Genomic DNA, 17,686 nt, shown 5'->3' on the forward strand with positions numbered 1-17,686 from the left:
GAAACGGCCGAATTGCGCTACTGGGAACCAGGACGCGACGCAGGACCAGGAAGCGGGCGTGCCCACACTCCCCCCGTCCCCCTGATAACTGCCCGCACTTGGCCGCGCACGCGCGGGTCAAGTCCAAGCCCCCAACCCCTGCGAACGCCGACCCAGAGGGCGCGGACTTGAGGCGCGCGTGCGCGGCCAAGACCATGGGCAGCAGGGGGACGGCCCACGTGCGGACAACGGCCAACGCGGCGGGCACACCGGTCAACAGGCGTCAGTGGGCGGCCGCCAGCGGCGCCCACTCGTCCAGCGTCCCCAGCAGCTCGGACTCGGGCCCGGCCGGCAGCAGCAGGAGGCACCGGTCGATGCCGCCGGCGGCGAGCCCGTCGAGCAGCCGCTTGTCCGGCGGCGGGTTGAACACCGTGACCGGGATCGGTCCGCGGCCGGCGTCGGCGGCCCGCCGGCGTAGCGCCGCGACCCGCCGACTGAGTTCGTCGACGTCGGCCAGTCCGTCGCACTGGGGGAACCAGCCGTCGCCGAACGCGAGCACCCGGTCCTCGACCCCGGGGCCGTTGCCGCCGACGAGGACGGGCGGGTGCGGGCGCTGCGACGGCTTGGGCCACGACCACACGGGATCGAAGTCGACGTAATGGCCGTGGAACTCGGCCTCGTCGGTGGTCCAGATGCGGCGCATCGCCTGCACCCGCTCGGCCAGCAGCGCCATCCGGGTGCGTGGATCGGTGCCGTGGTTGGCCAGCTCCATGCGGTTCCAACCGGCGCCGACGCCGAAGATGAACCGGCCGCCGGACAGCCGGTCGAGGCAGGCGACCTCCTTGGCCGTCACGATCGGGTCGCGCTGGGTCACCAGGCACACGCCGGTGCCGAGGGTGAGCGTGCGGGTCACCGCGGCGACCGCGGACAGCGCGACGAACGGGTCGTAGGTCTCGGCGTAGCTCCGGGTCGGGCTACCGTCGGCCCGCCGGCTCTGCACGGGAATGTGGGTGTGTTCCGGGTAGAACAGTGACTCGAAGCCGCGGTCCTCGACGGCGCGGCCGAGGGCGGGCGGCTCGATGCCGTAGCTGCCGGAGAAGGTGGTGATCCCGATGTCCACGCCGCCAACGTACCGCCCTGACCCGCGGCCCGGGCCGGGCGCGAACGCCCGGCCCGGCTGCGGACCCCCGGCTCACTCCAGGGGCGTCCAGTGCGCGACGACGGACAGCGGGCCGTACACCCGCGTCGCGGTCGTCACCGGCACGCCGGCCGGCGTGAACCAGCCGTCGAACCCGTACCCGTCCCGCTTCGGCAGCGGCAGCACCCGCAGCGCCGTCCCGGCCTTGACGGTGCGCGACCCGACGGGGCCGCCGCCGGCGGCGTCGAACGCGACCTGGTGCACGGCATCCACCCGGAGCCGGACCGACACCGAGACGGTGGTCGTGGCGCTCTCGTAGGCGATGGTCAGCGGCAGCGACGAGGTCGCCGTCGCGCTGTCGAACCCGCTCACCATTTCCGCCGTCACCGGGACGACGGTGGTGGTGCCGTCGCTCCACGTCGCCTCGACCGCGAGCCCGTCGACGTTCAGCTCCTCGCCGACGCGGTACTGGGTCTGGTACCCGGTGCCCTCGATCGGCGCGATGCCGGTGACGACGGCCGAGCCCTCCGACGGCCGCAGCCGGATCGCGTTGTCGCCGCCCGCGTAGTGGTACACGTTGAGGTAACCATCGGCGCCGATCGGGTTGGCCGCGTCGCGGTCCAGCCCGCTCCACACCGTCGTGCCGTCCACCCGCAGCACCAGCCGGGTGCCGCCGTCGACGGTCACGGCGCCGAACTCGAGGTCGTGCTCCTGGCCGGCCTTGATCGACGTGTTCGGGATGACGTCGATCATCGTCTGGCCGGGCTTCCAGCTCTGGAACTCGATCTGGTCCTCCTTGACGACGACCAGGTAGCCCTTGTTGGCGTTGACCCAGGTCGGGTCGCCGGCCCGGTCGGAGCGGACGGCGAACCCGTACCAGCCGCCGGCGAACTCGCCGATCGACGCGGTGAAGTGGAGCAGGCCGCTGCCGAATCGCTCGGCCTGGTAGCCGTACACGCCGTTGGCGGACATCCGGACGGTGCCCTCGTCGAAGTCGACGGCGTCGGAGACCGGCCAGTTCGCGGCGTCGGACAGCTGCCCGCCGAGGTCGATCACCGGGTGCTCGGCCGCGCCGACGGTGACGGCGACGGTCGCGGTCAGCTCCGGGTTGGCCCGCGACGTCGCGGTGATCGTCGCGCTGCCGGGCGCCACGCCGCGCACCGTTCCGTCGGCGTCGACCGTCGCCACCGACGGCGCGGACGAGGCCCAGTCGACCCGCCGGTTGGTGGCGTCGGGCGGGCTGACGGACGCGGTGACGGCGCGGCTCTCGCCGGGCTCCAGCGTGAGCTGCGCGGGGCTCACCTCGATGCCGGTGACGTCGGTCGGCACCAGCGAGACGGTGACGTCGTCGACGTCGATGTGTGCCGCGCCCGCGACGTAGAACCCGAGCGTGCCGGACGGGCTGTGCCCCGGGTTCTCGCCCTCGACCACCGTCGCGCCGTCGACGACGACCGAGACGGACGGCCCGCGGGCCACCACGCGCACGGCGTAGACGGTGTTCGGCTGGAGGCCGCCGCCCGCGGGCAGCACCGTCTCGGCCAGCGTCTGCCACTGCGCGTTGTAGAGGGTCCAGGTCGCGCCGCCGGCGGCGTGCCGGTAGCGGATGAAGCCGCTGCCGTTGGCGCCGTTGCGGTCGTACGTGATCAGCTCGGCGCCCTCCGGCAGTTCGGCCGGCGTCTTGAGCCGGTAGTCGAGCACGTAGTCGGAGAACGCGCGGTCCAGCTGGCCGTTCGCGCCGTTCAGGATCCGGTACCAATGGTTGCCGGTGTCGTCGGCGACGATCGGGCGGTTGCCGTCGACCGGCCAGCCGTTGCCGCCGGACTCGAAGTCGGTCGCGTGCAGCACGCCATCGCCGTCGGCCACGGTGACGACCGCCTCGTCCCGGATCGCCGGGTCGGCCACCGACGCCACGGACACCACCGTCTCACCCGGCGCCAGCGCGGTGATCTCACCGGAAGCCGACACCGTCGCGACCGCCGGATCGCTGCTCGCGTACGTCACCTCCTGCGAGGTCGCGTTCCACGGCACCGGCTCGGCCCGGAACGGCACGGTCGCGCCCAGCTCGACGGTGAAGGTGTCGCCCGGCAGGTACAGCCCGGCCAGCGGGACGGTCTGCGGGCCGTGCGGCAGGCCGACGACGCCCTGCGGGCCGATCTCCTCGAACGCCACCGGCGCGAAGCCCGGGATGCGGTCGTACGCGACGGCGTCGGCGGTCAGCCGGAAGTCCCCGGCCTCCCAGTCGACGAAGCCCGGGTTCTGGTCGGCCACCCAGTTGTCGGCGTAGTTCATCAGGTTCTCGACGTCGCGGGCGCCGTGCTGGTTGACGTCCGGCGAGCGCTCCATGGTCGGGTTCCAGACCAGGTTCTTCGCGAAGAAGTTGTGCTCCGGGTAGTAGTGGTTCTCGTCCCAGAAGCGCAGCAGCTCGGGGTACTTCTCGCCGTACGGCGTGCCGATGAAGTCGTTGTTCTCGGCGAACAGCTTCTCCCAGGCCGGCCGGTAGTCGGTGTCGACCTTGTTGCCCGGCTGGTCGCCCATCCACATCTCGTAGTTGTCGTACGGGACGAAGGTGTCGACGAAGATGTTGTTCTCGGCGGTGATGTGGTCGCCGGAGCCGCTCTTGATGGCGTCGTTGCCCATCCGGTAGAAGACGTTCTCGCTGATGGTGAGGCCCATCGTGAGGTTGTCCGGATAGACGCCCTCCACGCCGTGCCGGCCGATGCCGGTGTCGTGGAAGTAGTTGCGCCGGATGACGGTGCCGCGCTCGTGCGGCGTCGCGCCGGCGTTCATGTAGATGGCGCCGAGGTCCTGGAACTGTTTGCAGATGTCGTAGATCTCGTTGTACTCGATCAGGTGGTCGTTGCCGTGCACGATGATGCCCGGATGCGGGGCGTCGTTGATCTCGTTGTTGCGGGCCACGTTCCCGACGCCGTCGAACATCACGCCCGGGTTGTACGCCTTGTGGTAGTAGGCGAAGTCGTGGATGTGCGAGTTCTCGACCCGGTTGTTGCCCGGCTCCAGCGTGTCCTCGTTGCCGCCGTTGAGCACCACGCCGACGCCGCCGACGTGCCGCAGCTCCGACGAGACCACGGCGTGGTCGCGGCCGTCCCAGCCGCTGGGGATGCCGTCGTAGACGTAGCGGCCGGGCGAGTTGATGTAGACGCCGCCGTCGGTGAAGTTCTGGATGTCGCTGCGGGCGAAGGTGACGTTGCTGCCGCCGAGGACGGTGGCCGCGGTGGCCCGGCCGTACTCCATGACCAGCTCGTCGAAGGTGATGTAGGACGCGTTCTCGGTCCGGACCATCGGCTCCTTCAGCATGGTGACGGTGACGTCGCCGCTGCGGGTGCGGAACGCGGCGTTCGGCACCAGGTACAGCACGCCGGTCGCGCGGTCGATGTAGTACTCACCGGGCGCGTCCAGCTCCTCCAGCAGGTTCTCGGCGAAGTGGAAGTCGGGGTACCACGACTTCATCAGGCCGGACATCTCGCCGTAGCGCAGCGTGATGGTCTTCGCCTGAGGGTCGATCGACTCGATCCTGTTGTACGACCACTCCCAGCTGTAGCCGAAGATGCCGTCCAGCCAGACGTCCTCGGCCTGCGTCCAGTACTGCGGCCGGTCGTAGGTGTAGCTGAACGTGCCGCCGCGCTCCTGCAGGTCGGGGTCGTCGACGGTGGGGCCCGGGTCGACGATCTCGTTCATCTGGACGGTGCCCTCGTTCGGCCAGCGGGCCAGCGTCATGCCCTGGCCGCCGACGTACAGCTCCATCGGCGGCACCTTCGAGACGTCGTTCGCCTTCCAGTAGCCGTGCCGGCTGGTCTCGCCGTAGTCGGTGATGCCGAGCGCCGCGAGGTCGACCTGGAGGACGTCGTCGCGGGCGGACTCGTCGATGATGCGGCCGAGCACGGTGTCGTCGGTGACCGCGGCGAAGCCGTCGTGGTCGAGCTGCCGGCCGCCGCTGAGCCGGACCGTCTCGCCGGGGAACGAGCGGTAGACGATCGGCGCCTCGGCGGTGCCGGAGTCCTGCTCCCCCAGGCGGAACGACGACGTCCGCTCGTAGGTCCCCTCACGCAGGTAGACGGTGACGCCGCCGGCCGGCAGGCCGCCGTCGGCCTTGAGCGCGCGGATCGCGTCGCGGGCGCCTTCGAGGGTGGCCAGCGGGGCGGACTCGGAGCCGTTCTGGGCGTCGTCGCCGTCGGTGGCGACGTACAGGACGGCGCCCGGCTCGGCCGCCGCGGGCTCGGCCTGAGCGGCCGGTTGCAGGCCGGCGACCAGCAGGCACGCCAGCACGACGATGGGCATGAGGCGTTTCATAAGGCGGTTCCTTTCTGGGTTCGGTGCAGGAACGGGCGACCGGGGTCACCCCTTGAGCGCGCCGACCGTGAGGCCGCTGATGATGTGCCGTTGCATGTAGATGAAGAAGATGATCACCGGCGCGATGGCCAGCAGCAGGTTCGGGAAGACCTTGGTGAGGTCGGTGGAGTACTGGCTGACGCCGGCGTAGATCGCGGTGGTGACCGTGTAGTTGCCGGAGCCGGGGGTGAGCAGCACCTGCGGGCTGATGAAGTCGTTCCAGATGCCGATCGAGTTGAGGATCAGCACGGTGACGACGGCGGGCCGGGTGAGCGGGAAGATGATCTGCCAGTACGTGCGCAGCCGGCCGGCGCCGTCGATCGCGGCGGCGTGGTCGATGTCGCGCGGGATCGTGCGGATGAAGCCGACGAACAGGAAGATGCTCACCGGCAGCGTCATCGCCACGTCGTGCAGGATCAGCCCGGTCACGGTGTTGCCGAGGCCGATCGAGCGCAACACGTAGATCAGCGGCACGATCAGCGCCGCCGACGGGATGAACGTCCCGGCCAGGAAGTACAGCAGCAGGAGCTGCGTCCGCCGCTTCAGGCTGCGGGCGATGACGTAGGCGGCCGGCCCGGCGAACGCGATGCACAGGATGTCGACGCAGACCACCAGGAAGAAGGTGAAGCCGTAGCTGCGCAGCACGTTGTACTGCGGGCTGCTGACCGCCGCCTCCAGGTACTCCAGCGTCAGCCCGCCGAACGGGATCGCGAACGGGTTGCCCTGGATGTCCTGCTGCGACTTGAAGCTGTTCACCAGCAGCAGGTACGCCGGGATCGTCATGACGACGAACAGCACCGCGAGCAGCACCACCCGGGTGACGGGCGGCCGCCGGCGCGCGGCCGGGGCGAGGTCCGTGGAGAGTGCCATTGTCGCTCCTAGTTCGCCGCGGCCTGGTCCTGCCGGTTCCGAAGCGCGGCCACCAGCACGGACAGGACAGCGGACACCACCATCAGGGCCACCGCCTGCGCGGTCGCGAAGCCGACGTCGGTACTGGCGAACGACCGGCTGAGGATGACGTACGCGATGGTCTCGGTGGACCCGGCCGGCCCGCCGTCGGTGAGGCTGACGACGATGTCGTAGACCTTGATCAGCCCGACCAGGTTGAGCACCATCGCGACCGTCACCACGGGCGAGATCATCGGGATGACGATCCGGCGGTTGATCTGCCGCCGGGACGCGCCGTCGATCTGCGCGGCCTCGATGAGCTCGTGCGGCACCGTCTGCAGCGCCGCGACGAACAGCACGACGTTGAACCCGAAGCCGGCCCACACGATGACGCCGACCAGCGTGATGACCGCCAGCGTCTCGTCGAACAGGAACCCGACCGGCCCGACGCCGAACCGCTCCAGCGTGGTGTTGATCGCGCCGTTGGTGCCGAGGATCGCGCTCCACAGGAAGCCGAGGATCAGCGCGCTGATGACGTGCGGGTAGTAGGCCAGCGCGCGGAAGAACGAGTTCGTCCGCGACCGCTCCTTCAGCTGCAGCGCGTACGCCAGGCCGAGGCCGAGCATGCCGACCGAGCCGAACGCCGCCACCACGAACGTGACCAGCCAGGCCCGGCTGATGCCCGGGTCCTCGAACAGCCGCAGGTAGTTCTCGGTGCCGATGAAGGTGGCGTCGGAGAAGCCGTTCCAGTCGGTCAGGCTCAGGTACAGGGCGACGACGACCGGGACGATCGTCATCACCGTGTACACGAGGACGGCCGGGGCCAGCATGCCGAGGCTGAGCGCGCCGCCACGCCAGCGGCGACGGCGCACGGCGGCGGCCGTGCCGGGGTGGCCGGGAGCCGGCGCGGGCGGGTCGTCCGTCCGCGCCGGGCTCACCTTCAGCGCTGCGAGTCCCACCACGAGTCCAGGTTGGCGGCGACGTCACCGGCCGAGGAGCCGGTGAACAGGGACTGGACCTGCGTGTTCAGCTCCTCCGCGTAACCGTGCACCGGCTGCCGCTCGCCCTGCTTGACGATCACCATCGGGCTCGCGTCGAGGACCGCCTGGACGCCCTCGCCGAGGCTGGACACGTCGTAGCTGAAGCCCTTGCGCAGGTTGCCGTCGGCGGCGAGCTGGATCTCGATCGCTTCGTCGTCGGTGACCAGCCACTCGACGAGGTCGATCGCCTCCTCCTTCGCGTCGGAGGCCTCGACGACGGTGTACGGCTGGGCCATGTTGCCGAACTGGCCGGGCGGGTAGGTGCCGTCGGCCGGGACGGGGAAGACTCCGATCTGGTCGCTCAGCCCGGCCTCGTCGGCGGCGGGCACGAAGTACGAGCCCATGATGTACATCGCCGAGTCGCCCGCGAGGAACGCGGCCTGCCCGTCCGGATACTCCAGGCCGAGCGCGCTCTGGGTGAGGAAGCCTTCCTTCAGCCACGACTCGTACAGCTCGAAGTAGCGCAGGTAGCCGCTGTCGGCGAAGGACGTCTCACCGTTCTTGCGCTCGATCACCCAGTCCGGTTCCTCGGTGAGGACGCCGGCGTCGGCCAGCATGGTGAACTGCGCGCCGGTGACCCACTGGCCGGCCGACTGCAGCGGCTGGTAACCGGCCGCCTGGAGCTTGCGCATCGCGTCCTCGAACTGCGCGATGGTCTGCAGCTGGGTGGCGTCGACGCCGGCCTCCTCGAAGGCGGCCTTGTTGTAGAACACCAGCGACTGGATCTGCTCGCCGACGCCGACGACGTAGTGCCCGCCGTCGATCGCGTAGTCGTCGTACAGCGGAGTGTCGGGGGCCCAGTCCTCGTCGGACAGGTCGACGAACAGCTCCGCCGTCTCCGGGTTCGGGATGACGTGCTGGGCGATGTCCGGCGGATCGCCCGCGGCGAGGTCCTGCTGCAGCTTGGCCTCCGCCTCGATGGTCCCGGTCAGCTCCAGCTCGACCGTGATGCCGGGGTTCTCCGCCTCGTACTTGTCGAACAGCTCGTTCCAGAACTGCTCGGTGAGGTTGGGGGTGATGTTGACGATCATCCGCAGCGTGGTGTCGCCGCCCTCGCCGCCCGCGACGTCGTCGTCACCGCCACCGCACGCCGACGCCGTCAGCACCGCTCCGGCCAGCACTCCGGCCGTCAGGAATCGCCGCCTGGTGTTCATGGTCATCTCTCCGCTCGCTCCGTTGCGTGGGTGGGTGATCTACCGGCCGTTGCTGCTGCCCTGGTGGGCGACGTACTCGTCCAGGCCCCGTCCGGTCAGCGGGTAGTAGTCGGACAGCCGTCCGCCGGCATCGAGCCGCCGGCGGGCGAACTCCTCCTTGTCCTGGTGGGCGAGCGCGTCGTCGGCGATCGCCTGGGCGTGCGACGGCGGCACCACCACGGCGCCGTCGTCGTCGGCGATCACCAGATCGCCGGGCCGCACCAGCGCCCCGCCGACCGCGACCGGCACGTTGTACGCGTACGGGAACAACTCGGTCTGGGACGCATAATGCGGGGTGATGCCGGTGCACCAGACCGGCACCCCGAGCGCGCGCACCCGGCCGGCGTCGCGGATACGCCCGTCGACGACGATGCCGGCGCCGCCGCGCAGCTTGAAGTACCGCACGAGCATGTCGCCGAGGCAGCCGGTGCGCTGGGCCGCCTGCGCCGACACCACCAGCACGTCGCCGGGGCGGATCGATTCCAGCACCGCCCACAGCGCCGACCGCCGCTCCGCGTCCTCCTGCCCCTGACCGGAGAACACGTCCTCGCGCTGCGGCATGAACTGCAGCGTGACGGCGGCGCCGGTGACGCGGGTCTCGGCGTCGCGGTGCAGTGGGGCCGGCCCGTCGATGAACGTCCGGGTGACGCCCTGGTGGTGCAGCTTGGCGCAGGCGGTGGCCGCGCTCACCCCGGACAGAGCCTCGACCAGGTCGCGCGGCGGCCGCCCGGGCGGGTCGGAGAGCAAGGGGGTGTGGCCGGTCGGATAACCGTCCCGCTCGGTGTTCATCCGGCGTCCTCTCGGAGTATGATCGCGATCACTTATCGTCTATCGATTGAGCGATAGGAAACCGTCGTCCCTGCCGTCGTGTCAAGACCCCGGCCGCGAGACGATGGTCGGCCGGCTACTGAACGGAGTGAGGAACCGATGGCGACGACGGCACCCGCGGCCACCGGCCGGGACTGGTTCACGCAGGCCAGGTTCGGGATGTTCGTGCACTTCGGGCTGTACTCACTGGCCGCCCGGCACGAGTGGGTGATGTCGCGGGAACGGACGCCGCTCGAGGACTACGAGCGCTACGCGGAGGTGTTCGATCCGGACCTGTTCGACGCCCGGGCGATCGCCCGCGCCGCTCGGGCGGCGGGCATGGGGTACGTCGTGCTGACCAGCAAGCACCACGAGGGCTTCGCGCTGTGGGACTCCGCCGTCAGCGACTACACGTCGGCCGCGGCGTGCGGGCGCGACCTCGTCGCGGAGTTCGCCGACGCCGTCCGCGCCGAGGGTCTGCGGGTCGGGCTGTACCACTCCCTCATCGACTGGCACCACCCGGACTTCACCGTCGACTATCTGCACCCTCGCCGCGACGACGCCCCGGGCCCGGCCCGGGACATGAGCCGGTATCGCGCCTACCTGCACGCCCAGGTGCGCGAACTGCTCACCGGCTACGGCCGCGTCGACTACCTGTTCTTCGACTACACCTACGCCGAGGACCGCGACGGGTGGCGCGGCAAGTACCCGGACGACTGGGCCGCGGACGAGCTGCTGGCCATGGCCCGCGAGCTGCAGCCGGGCATCGTCGTGAACGACCGGCTGGGCATCCCGGGCGACCTCGTCACGCCGGAGCAGTACCAGCCGGCCGAGCCGATGCGCGGGCCGGACGGGTCGCCGATCGTGTGGGAGGCCTGCCAGACGCTGAACGGGAGCTGGGGCTACGACCGCGACAACACCCGGGTCAAGACGCCGGACCTGCTGGTGCGCATGCTGGTCGACACCGTCGCGAAGGGCGGCAACCTGCTGCTCAACATCGGGCCGGACGGGCGGGGCGCGATCCCGGCGCGCGACGCGTCGACGCTGGCGGCGCTCGCGGAGTGGATGCGGCTGCACGGGCGGTCGGTGGTGGGCGCCGGACCGGCCGACCCGTCCATCGCCTCGGCGGTCGCGCCGGGCCTGCCGCCCGGCGCCGTCCTCACGCAGCGCGGCGACCGGCTGTACGTCCACCTGTTCGCCTGGCCGTTCGAGCACGTGCACCTGCGCGGGATGGCCGACCGGGTCCGCTACGCGCAGCTGCTGAACGACGGGTCGGAGCTGGCGACGATCCGGCTGGCGCCCGGCCAGCAGGCCTGGAACACGACGCCGGGCGGGCAGCCGCCGGGCACGCTGACGCTGCGGCTACCCACGGTCCGCCCGGACGTCGAGGTACCGGTGGTGGAGCTGTTCCTCTAACTCAGAGCGGCGGTCACTCGGACGCGGCGGTCTGGGTGAGAGGAAGATCAACGTGATCATCAACCGGTAGCGACGTCATGGTGTCGCCACCGGTTGATGATCATGGTCGGACCGGACTCACCACGGTGCCGTCGGCCAGGCGTAGCCGCAGCGAGCCGACGGCGGTGGCGGCCAGCTCGCCGGCGCGGTCGCCGTCCGGGTCGACGGCGAGCACGTGGCCGACGCGGTCGTTGTTGTCGCGCGGCCGCCGCACCGGTCCGGGCACGTCCAGCTGCCAGCGGACGATCGCCGGGTTCTGGTCCAGCGCGTCGCGGCCCTCGACGCCGGTGACGATGCCGTCGACCGGCGCCAGCACGAACGCGACCGCCGCCGTGCCGCGCGGGACCACGTCCAACTGCGGCGTGTGGCCGAGGGCGAGGTCGACCAGCAGCGCCAGCGGGTGCACCCCGGTCACCGTGCGGACGAGGTCGAACACGTAGCCGCCGCCCTGGCGCGGGTTGATCTCGACGATCCGCGGCCCCGACGGTGTCAGGCGCAGCTCGGTGTGGCCCAGGCCGTGGCTGACGCCGAGGGCGGCGAGCGCGGCCCGGACGTGCTCGGTCACCTCGGCGACGACGGCGGGCGGCAGTGGGGCCGGGAACACGTGCCCGGCCTCGACGAACGTCGGCGTGACGCTCTTGCCGGTGATGCCGAGCACCGTCGTCCGCCCGGCGGCCGTGACCGTCTCGACGCTGACCTCGGGGCCCTGCAGGACCTCCTCGAGCAGCAGCCGGCGCGCCAGCGGCTGGTCACGGGTGTTCCGCTCGACGCCGGTGACCTCGTGCAACGCGTCCTTCAGCGCCGCCTCGCCGTCGACGAGGTGCACCGACGTGCCGGAGTTGAGGTCGACCGGCTTCGCGACCAGCGGGAAGCCCACCTTCGCCGCGGCGGCCAGCGCGTCCTCCCACGTCGCGGCGACCGCGAACCGTGGTCCGGGCAGCCCGGCCCGAGCGAGCACCGCCCGGACCGCATCCTTGCGCACGGCCCGGCGCACGATGTCCGGCGACGCCCCGGCCAGCCCGAGCATCTTCGCCAGCTCGGCGACCGCGTCGAGGTAGTAGTCGCAGGTCGTGAGCACGCCGTCGATGCGCCGACGGCAGACGATGCCGATGACGGCGCCGGTCATCGCGGCCCGGTCGTTGGTGTCGACGACGATCACCTCGTCGGCGTCGCGCAGCACCGGGTGCCGCTCGCCGTCGACGTCCGGGTAGAGGCCGGGGTCGCTGGTGAACAGGAGGTAGTCGTGGCCCAGCTCGCGCAGCAGCGGCGGCAGCGCGAGCCCCGTCGACTGCACCCAGCTCTCCACCATGAGCAGCGTCGCCACGTCAGCCTCCGGCCCGGGCCAGGATCGCCGAGTTGATGACGTCGTTCACCGGGTGCACCTCCGTCAGCGGCTCGAACCCGTCGAGCGCGGTCCGGTCGATCGGCGGGTAGAGCAGCGTGCGCAGGCCGCGGGCGCTGCGGGCGAGCAGGACGGCGCCGGGGCGCATCGTGGCGGCCAGGTGCCGCAGGACCCGCCGCTTCGCCTCGAACGTGTCGCCGACCAGCGCGGCCAGCACCACCACGTCGTAGCCGGACAGGTCCGCCGCCAGCACGTCCGCCTCGTGGAAGCCCAGCTCGCCGTACCCGAGCGCGGCGGACACCTCGGCGCCGGCCTGCAGCGCCACCGGGTCGTGGTCGAAGTTGTCGACCGCGACGTCCAGCTCGCCGGCCAGGTACAGCGAGCTCAGCGGCAGCGGCCCGGACCCCACGAACGCGAGCGACCGCACGCGGCGCGGCAGCGCGGACGCCAGAATGCCGATCTCCATGCGGCTGAGCTGGCGGTAGTTGCCGAAGTACGGGAACCGCGCCAGCTCCTCCCGCGGCGGCCGCCCGGCGACGATCCGGTTCGCCCAGGCGTGCTCCAGCTGCCCCTCGCCGCGGGCGCAGAGGGCGCGCAGGCGGGGCGCCAGCCGCTGGATCTCGACGTCGTTCAGGACCGCCGGCACCGTCTCGGCCGGTGCGGTGAGCACCAGCCGCACCAGCCGCCCGAACAGCCCGTCGACCTCCGGCCCCGGCCGGAGATCGTCGCGCGCGGCCAGCTCCCGGTACACGTCACCCACCGACGCGGCGACGTCCTCCGCGGTCGGGCTGCGATGGTCGGTCAGGTCGGATTGACCGAATATGTTGCTAGTGAGACTCATGTTCATCGCGGCTGATCATGGCACAGCGGACGGCGGCGGCGCTGCCGAAACCGCGAAGATCGAGTCGACTGACGAGAACGATCAGGTGACGGAACCGCCCAGCATTCGCACGTGTGTCACCTGATCATCTCCACGATGCGGACACAAAACGATCAGGTGACGAACGCGCGGCGAATCCGGGCGATACGTCACCTGATCATCGGCAGCAGCAGCGGTGCCGCCGCGGACCCGGGAGACACACCCTCACCCCTGTTCGGTGGGGACCAGGATCAGCTCGGCCACGTTGAGCCGCGGCGGGACGGCGACGGCGTAGGTGATGGCGTCGGCGATGTCGGCCGGGGTGGGCGTGGCCATCGACGTCCGCCACTGGTCCAGCGCCGCCTTCGTCGAGCCGTGCAGCATGCCGTCGCCCAGCTCGGTCGGGACGACTCCGGGCTCGATGGTCTTGACGCGGACGCCGCGCGGCCCCAGTTCGGCGCGCAGGTTCCGGGTGAGGTGCGCGACGGCGGCCTTGGTGGCGTCGTAGACGCCGTAGTGCGGGAAGACCTGGTGCCCGCCGATCGACCCGACGTGCACCAGGTCGGCCCGGTTCCGGCGGCCGCGGCGGCGATCAGGTCGTCGATGAACGCCCGGCCGGTGTGCAGCAGGCCGCTGAGGTTGGTGGCGATCATCCGGTCCCACTCGTCCGGGTCGGCGGACTCGAACGGCGCGCCGAGCATGACGCCGGCGTTCGCCACGACGAGGTCGGCCGGCCCGAGCCCGGACCGGACGGCGCCGGCGGCGGCCTCGACCGCGGCGCGGTCGGTGACGTCGACGGGCACGGCCAGCCCGCCGATCTCGGCGGCGATCGCGTCGAGGCGGTCCTTGCGCCGGCCGAGGACGGCGACGGCGGCGCCGGCCGCGGCGAACGCGCGGGCGGTGGCCTCGCCGAGCCCGCTGGTGGCGCCGGTGACGACCGCGATGCGGCCGGTCAGGGTTGCTTCGGTGAACGTGGTCATGCGCCCAGCGTGCGGCGGCGGCCGGAGCCCGGCCAGCTCCCGCGACGACCAGGAGACGGGACCCTGGGAGTCGCACGGCCACCCACGGTGCGCACTCCCCGCCTACCCTCGAAGGGTGACGGACAACCGGCTCGGCGAGTACCTGCGGGCGCGGCGCGAGCTGACCCAGCCCGCCGACGTCGGGCTGCCCGACGGCGTCGGCCGCCGGCGGGTGCCGGGGCTGCGCCGCGAGGAGGTCGCGATGCTGGCCGGGGTCAGCGCCGACTACTACGTGCGGCTCGAACAGGGCCGCGACAAGCACCCGTCCGAGCAGGTCATCGAGGCGCTGGCCGGGGTGCTCGGGCTCGACGGCGACGGCGTCGCGCACGTGCGCGAGCTGGCCCGGCCGGCGCGCCGACGCCGACGGGCGCCGAGCCGGCCGGAACGCGTGAGCGACGGCATCCAGTCGCTGCTGGACGGCTGGACCCACACGCCCGCGCTGGTGCTCGGCCGCCGCCTCGACGTGCTCGCCGTCAACGCGCTCGGCGCCAGCATCGCCTCGTGCTCCGTGCCCGGGGTGAACCAGGTGCGTGAGGTGTTCCTGAACCCCGACGCGTGCGAGCTGTACCCCGATTGGGACGTCGTGGCGGCCGAGGCGACGGCCAGCCTGCGCGCGGCCGCCGGCGCGGACCTCGACGACCCCGCGCTCACCGACCTCGTCGGCGAGCTGTCGCTGAAGAGCGCCGAGTTCCGCCGGCTGTGGGCGCGGCACGACGTCCGGCCCAAGACGTCGGGTAGCAAACGGTTCCGGCACCCGCTGGTCGGCGAGCTGACGCTGCGGTACGAGTCGCTGGCGGTGAACGGCGCGCCCGGCCAGCTCATCGTCGCCTACCACGCGGCGCCGGGCAGCCCGTCCGAGCAGGCAATCGCGCTGCTCAGCAGCACGATCACCCGGCCGGCGGCCGGAAAACCCGCTGCGGACGAGCGTTCTCGCGTGTGACGATCGGGTCATGCTCCCGACCTGGATGCTCGACGAGACCGCCCACGCCGGCCCGGAACACCTCGACCCCGGCTTCGTCGCCGGGTTCGACCGCAAGCAGGGCTACCCCGACCCCGCGTCCGACATCGAGCTACTGGCCGGGCGCGGGGTCCGATCCGTGGTCGATCTGGGCGCGGGCACCGGCCAGTTCGCCGTCCCGGCGGCCGCGGCGTTCGACCGCGTGGTGGCCGTCGACGTGTCGCCGGCGATGCTGGCGCACCTCGGCGAGCGGGCGCGGGCCGCCGGGGTCACCGTCGAGCTGGTGCAGGCCGGGTTCCTCAGCTACTCCCATGCGGGCGAGCCCGCTGACGCCGTCTACACCCGGCACGCGCTGCACCAGCTGCCCGACTTCTGGAAGGTGGTGGCGCTGCACCGCATCGCCGGCCTGCTCCGCCCGGGCGGCGTGCTGCGGCTGCGCGACCTCGTCTACGACTTCCCGTCCGCCACCACCGAGCAGGTCATGGACGGCTGGGTGGCCGGCGGCGTCGACGACCCGTCGGCGGGCTATACCGGCGCGGACTATGCGGAGCACGTCCGCACCGAGCACAGCACGTTCCGCTGGCTGCTCGAGCCCATGCTCGACCACGCCGGCTTCGACCTCGCCGACGTCGAGTACGACGACGCCGGCCTGTTCGGCGCCTACACCTGCGTGCTGCGTTAGCCGCGGCCGTGGGCGAGCAGGATCCGCGCCGCCCACACCGTCTGGTAGCCGCGCCACTCCAGCGCGCCGGCCGCCGACGACGAGTCGAAGTCGACGATCCAGCCGCCGTCGTCCTGCTGCAGCGCCGCCAGCCGGTCGAGGTCACGCTCGACGGCGGCCGGGTCGAGCAGCGCGCGCAGCGGGCGGCCGGGCTCGGGCGACAGGTCGAGCAGGTGCATGGCCTCGCCCTCGATGCCGCCCTCGACCGGGATGCCGCCGTCCGACGGCACCAGCGCGCCCAGCCGCTCCAGCTGGGCGGCCGCCTCGGGCCGGGTCTCGTGGACGGCGTCGAGGAAGACCAGCGAGAACATCAGCTCGTGGGCGTGCGGCCGCTCGGTGGCGGCGATGGTGCGCAGGCAGAAGTCGGTGATCCGCTCCAGCCACGGGTGCCCGGCGACGACGGGGTCCAGCCGGGCCGCGCGGTGCGCCTGGCCGGCGACGGCGGAGCTGATCTGCAGCGACGACGTCGTGGGGTCGGCGCCGATCCACCAGTGCGACGTGCCGGCCGGGATGGTGACGGGCAGCGCGAACGGCAGCCCGCCGTCATGCAGCGTCACCGACGTCAGCCAGTCGCACAGCGGCCCGGCGAGCCCGGCGTCGCCCGGCCCGGTCTCGGCCAGCACCTCGAACGCGTGCAACGCGGCGGGCGGCTGGCTCTCCGGCGAACGCAGGTCGGGTTCGAGGCCCCAGCCGAAGCCGCCGTCGGGGTTGCGGTACGCGGCCAGCGCGGCCAGCGTCGCCGTACGGTCGCCGGTACCGGTCAGCAGCGCGAACCGGAGCCGGTCCAGCTGACGGGCGTGACCGGCGAGGAACGCGGCGGCGGCGGTGAGGTCCATACCGCCATGCTCCCGCGTCTGTCGACCTCGGTCTTGAAGGTTTCGGACGCCGCACGCCGACATTGTCGGTGGGGCACGGCATGCTGGTCTCCTGCCAGGTGGAACGAGGAGGTTCCCCATGGACCACGCCATCCAGGCCGAAGGGCTCGTCAAGCGCTTCGGCGAGACCACGGCTCTCGACGGCGTCGGCCTCAGCGTGCGGGCCGGCACCGTGCTCGGGTTGCTCGGCCCCAACGGCGCCGGCAAGACCACGGCGGTGCGCATCTTCGCCACGCTGCTCCGGCCCGACGACGGCCACGCGTCGGTCGGCGGCTACGACGTCGTCCGGCAGGCGCACCAGGCCCGCCAGTTGATCGGCCTCACCGGACAATTCGCGGCAGTCGACGAGATGCTCACCGGCACCGAGAACCTGCTGCTCATCGGCCGGCTGCTGGGCATGCCGCGGCCGGCGGCGAAGCAGCGCGCGCACGAGCTGCTGAACGACTTCGACCTCGCCGACGCCGCCGACCGCGCGGCCAAGACGTACTCCGGCGGCATGCGGCGCCGGCTCGACCTTGCCGCCAGCCTCGTCGGCCGGCCGTCCATCCTGTTCCTCGACGAGCCCACCACCGGACTCGACCCCCGCGCCCGCACGGAGTTGTGGACGCTCATCCGCCGCCTGGTCGCCGGCGGCGTCACCGTGCTGCTCACCACCCAGTACCTCGACGAAGCCGACACCTTGGCCGACGAGATCACCGTCATCGACCACGGCCGGGTCATCGCCGCGGGCACGCCCGACGAGCTGAAGGCGAAGACCGGCTCGCAGACCCTGGTCGTCCGGCCCGAGGACGACACCCAGCTGCCGGTCGTCACGGCCGTCGTCGCCGAGCTGACCAAGGCCGTCCCCGAGGTCGACGGCCCGCGCGTCACCGCGCCGGTCACCGACCCCGCCGTGCTGCCGGCCGTCGTCCGGCGGCTCGACGACGCCGGGGTGCTGGTCACGGAGCTGACGCTGCGCGGCGCCAGCCTCAACGAGGTGTTCCTCTCCCTCACCGGGCGGCCGGTCGAGGACGAGCCCGAGACCGAAGGGAGGCCGGCATGACCACCGTCACCGCGGCCCGGCCC

14 protein-coding genes and 1 pseudogene are annotated in these 17,686 nt (G+C 72.0%); 4 read left to right on the plus strand and 11 right to left on the minus strand.

The annotated features are described in order from the left end of the window. Positions 1 to 262: 262 nt before the first annotated feature. The 6 genes from ACW62_RS12145 to ACW62_RS12170 all read right to left on the minus strand — a co-directional run bounded on the left by ACW62_RS12145 (position 263) and on the right by ACW62_RS12170 (position 9,374). Positions 263 to 1,099, minus strand: a complete 837-nt coding sequence (locus ACW62_RS12145; RefSeq protein WP_053204382.1) for an LLM class F420-dependent oxidoreductase — start codon at positions 1,097 to 1,099, stop codon at positions 263 to 265. Positions 1,100 to 1,171: 72 nt separating this feature from the next. After that, positions 1,172 to 5,425, minus strand: coding sequence for an Ig-like domain-containing protein (locus ACW62_RS12150; RefSeq protein WP_083459679.1), 4,254 nt, complete (start codon positions 5,423 to 5,425; stop codon positions 1,172 to 1,174). A 45-nt stretch (positions 5,426 to 5,470) separates the two neighbouring features. Then, entirely contained in the window at positions 5,471 to 6,334 is an 864-nt protein-coding gene (locus ACW62_RS12155; protein ID WP_053204383.1) for a carbohydrate ABC transporter permease, read from the minus strand. Between the two features lie 8 nt (positions 6,335 to 6,342). Continuing rightward, a complete protein-coding gene (locus ACW62_RS12160; protein WP_205629300.1) occupies positions 6,343 to 7,314 on the minus strand; it encodes a carbohydrate ABC transporter permease in 972 nt (323 codons plus the stop codon). Next, the gene (locus ACW62_RS12165; RefSeq protein WP_169792044.1) at positions 7,293 to 8,546 is read right to left on the minus strand and encodes an ABC transporter substrate-binding protein; all 1,254 of its coding nucleotides are present in this window, start codon (positions 8,544 to 8,546) and stop codon (positions 7,293 to 7,295) included. The genes ACW62_RS12160 and ACW62_RS12165 overlap by 22 nt, the downstream gene beginning before the upstream one ends. Positions 8,547 to 8,585: 39 nt before the next feature. Then, positions 8,586 to 9,374, minus strand: a complete 789-nt coding sequence (locus ACW62_RS12170) for an RraA family protein (RefSeq protein WP_083459681.1) — start codon at positions 9,372 to 9,374, stop codon at positions 8,586 to 8,588. Positions 9,375 to 9,512: 138 nt separating this feature from the next. Between ACW62_RS12170 and ACW62_RS12175 the strand changes: the two genes are divergently transcribed. After that, positions 9,513 to 10,808 carry an alpha-L-fucosidase gene (locus ACW62_RS12175; protein WP_053204385.1) on the plus strand — a complete coding sequence of 432 codons (1,296 nt, stop codon included), beginning with the start codon at positions 9,513 to 9,515 and terminating at the stop codon, positions 10,806 to 10,808. A gap of 100 nt (positions 10,809 to 10,908) precedes the next feature. Here ACW62_RS12175 and ACW62_RS12180 read toward each other — a convergent pair whose 3' ends face one another. From ACW62_RS12180 to ACW62_RS36505, 4 genes and pseudogenes are all read right to left on the minus strand, one after another. After that, positions 10,909 to 12,171, minus strand: a complete 1,263-nt coding sequence (locus ACW62_RS12180) for an ATP-grasp domain-containing protein (protein WP_053204386.1) — start codon at positions 12,169 to 12,171, stop codon at positions 10,909 to 10,911. A gap of 1 nt (position 12,172) precedes the next feature. After that, a complete protein-coding gene (locus ACW62_RS12185; protein WP_169792045.1) occupies positions 12,173 to 13,030 on the minus strand; it encodes a nicotianamine synthase family protein in 858 nt (285 codons plus the stop codon). 243 nt (positions 13,031 to 13,273) lie between these two features. Then, complete coding sequence (locus ACW62_RS36175) at positions 13,274 to 13,606, minus strand: SDR family oxidoreductase (protein WP_205629301.1); 333 nt, start codon at positions 13,604 to 13,606, stop codon at positions 13,274 to 13,276. Between the two features lie 86 nt (positions 13,607 to 13,692). Then, a pseudogene (locus ACW62_RS36505) lies at positions 13,693 to 14,028 on the minus strand (SDR family oxidoreductase); the annotation flags it as partial. Here ACW62_RS36505 and ACW62_RS12195 point away from each other — a divergent pair. Both ACW62_RS12195 and ACW62_RS12200 read left to right on the plus strand, forming a co-directional pair. After that, entirely contained in the window at positions 14,027 to 15,007 is a 981-nt protein-coding gene (locus ACW62_RS12195) for a helix-turn-helix transcriptional regulator (RefSeq protein WP_083459718.1), read from the plus strand. The pseudogene ACW62_RS36505 and the gene ACW62_RS12195 overlap by 2 nt on opposite strands. Positions 15,008 to 15,017: 10 nt before the next feature. Next, positions 15,018 to 15,707: a class I SAM-dependent methyltransferase gene (locus ACW62_RS12200; RefSeq protein ID WP_053204389.1), complete on the plus strand. Its 690-nt coding sequence runs from the start codon at positions 15,018 to 15,020 to the stop codon at positions 15,705 to 15,707. On the opposite strand, the gene ACW62_RS12205 is transcribed toward ACW62_RS12200, so the two are convergent. Then, positions 15,704 to 16,582: a hypothetical protein gene (locus ACW62_RS12205; protein ID WP_053204390.1), complete on the minus strand. Its 879-nt coding sequence runs from the start codon at positions 16,580 to 16,582 to the stop codon at positions 15,704 to 15,706. The genes ACW62_RS12200 and ACW62_RS12205 overlap by 4 nt on opposite strands. Positions 16,583 to 16,700: 118 nt before the next feature. Between ACW62_RS12205 and ACW62_RS12210 the strand changes: the two genes are divergently transcribed. Further along, on the plus strand, positions 16,701 to 17,663 hold the full coding sequence (locus ACW62_RS12210) for an ATP-binding cassette domain-containing protein (RefSeq protein WP_053204391.1): 963 nt from the start codon (positions 16,701 to 16,703) through the stop codon (positions 17,661 to 17,663). Positions 17,664 to 17,686: the final 23 nt, after the last annotated feature.

This window comes from Jiangella muralis, from assembly GCF_001270745.1.
In the GTDB taxonomy this organism is placed as follows: Bacteria; Actinomycetota; Actinomycetes; order Jiangellales; family Jiangellaceae; genus Jiangella; species Jiangella muralis.

Excerpts from the sequence above, each read along its gene's own strand:
- ACW62_RS12150 (WP_083459679.1), bottom strand. The coding sequence starts at position 5,425 with ATGAAACGCCTCATGCCCATCGTCGTGCTGGCGTGCCTGCTGGTCGCC.
- ACW62_RS12155 (WP_053204383.1), bottom strand. The coding sequence starts at position 6,334 with ATGGCACTCTCCACGGACCTCGCCCCGGCCGCGCGCCGGCGGCCGCCC.
- ACW62_RS12165 (WP_169792044.1), bottom strand. The coding sequence starts at position 8,546 with ATGAACACCAGGCGGCGATTCCTGACGGCCGGAGTGCTGGCCGGAGCG.
- ACW62_RS12170 (WP_083459681.1), bottom strand. The coding sequence starts at position 9,374 with ATGAACACCGAGCGGGACGGTTATCCGACCGGCCACACCCCCTTGCTC.
- ACW62_RS12175 (WP_053204385.1), top strand. The coding sequence starts at position 9,513 with ATGGCGACGACGGCACCCGCGGCCACCGGCCGGGACTGGTTCACGCAG.
- ACW62_RS12185 (WP_169792045.1), bottom strand. The coding sequence starts at position 13,030 with ATGAGTCTCACTAGCAACATATTCGGTCAATCCGACCTGACCGACCAT.
- ACW62_RS12195 (WP_083459718.1), top strand. The coding sequence starts at position 14,027 with ATGCGCCCAGCGTGCGGCGGCGGCCGGAGCCCGGCCAGCTCCCGCGAC.
- ACW62_RS12200 (WP_053204389.1), top strand. The coding sequence starts at position 15,018 with ATGCTCCCGACCTGGATGCTCGACGAGACCGCCCACGCCGGCCCGGAA.
- ACW62_RS12205 (WP_053204390.1), bottom strand. The coding sequence starts at position 16,582 with ATGGACCTCACCGCCGCCGCCGCGTTCCTCGCCGGTCACGCCCGTCAG.
- ACW62_RS12210 (WP_053204391.1), top strand. The coding sequence starts at position 16,701 with ATGGACCACGCCATCCAGGCCGAAGGGCTCGTCAAGCGCTTCGGCGAG.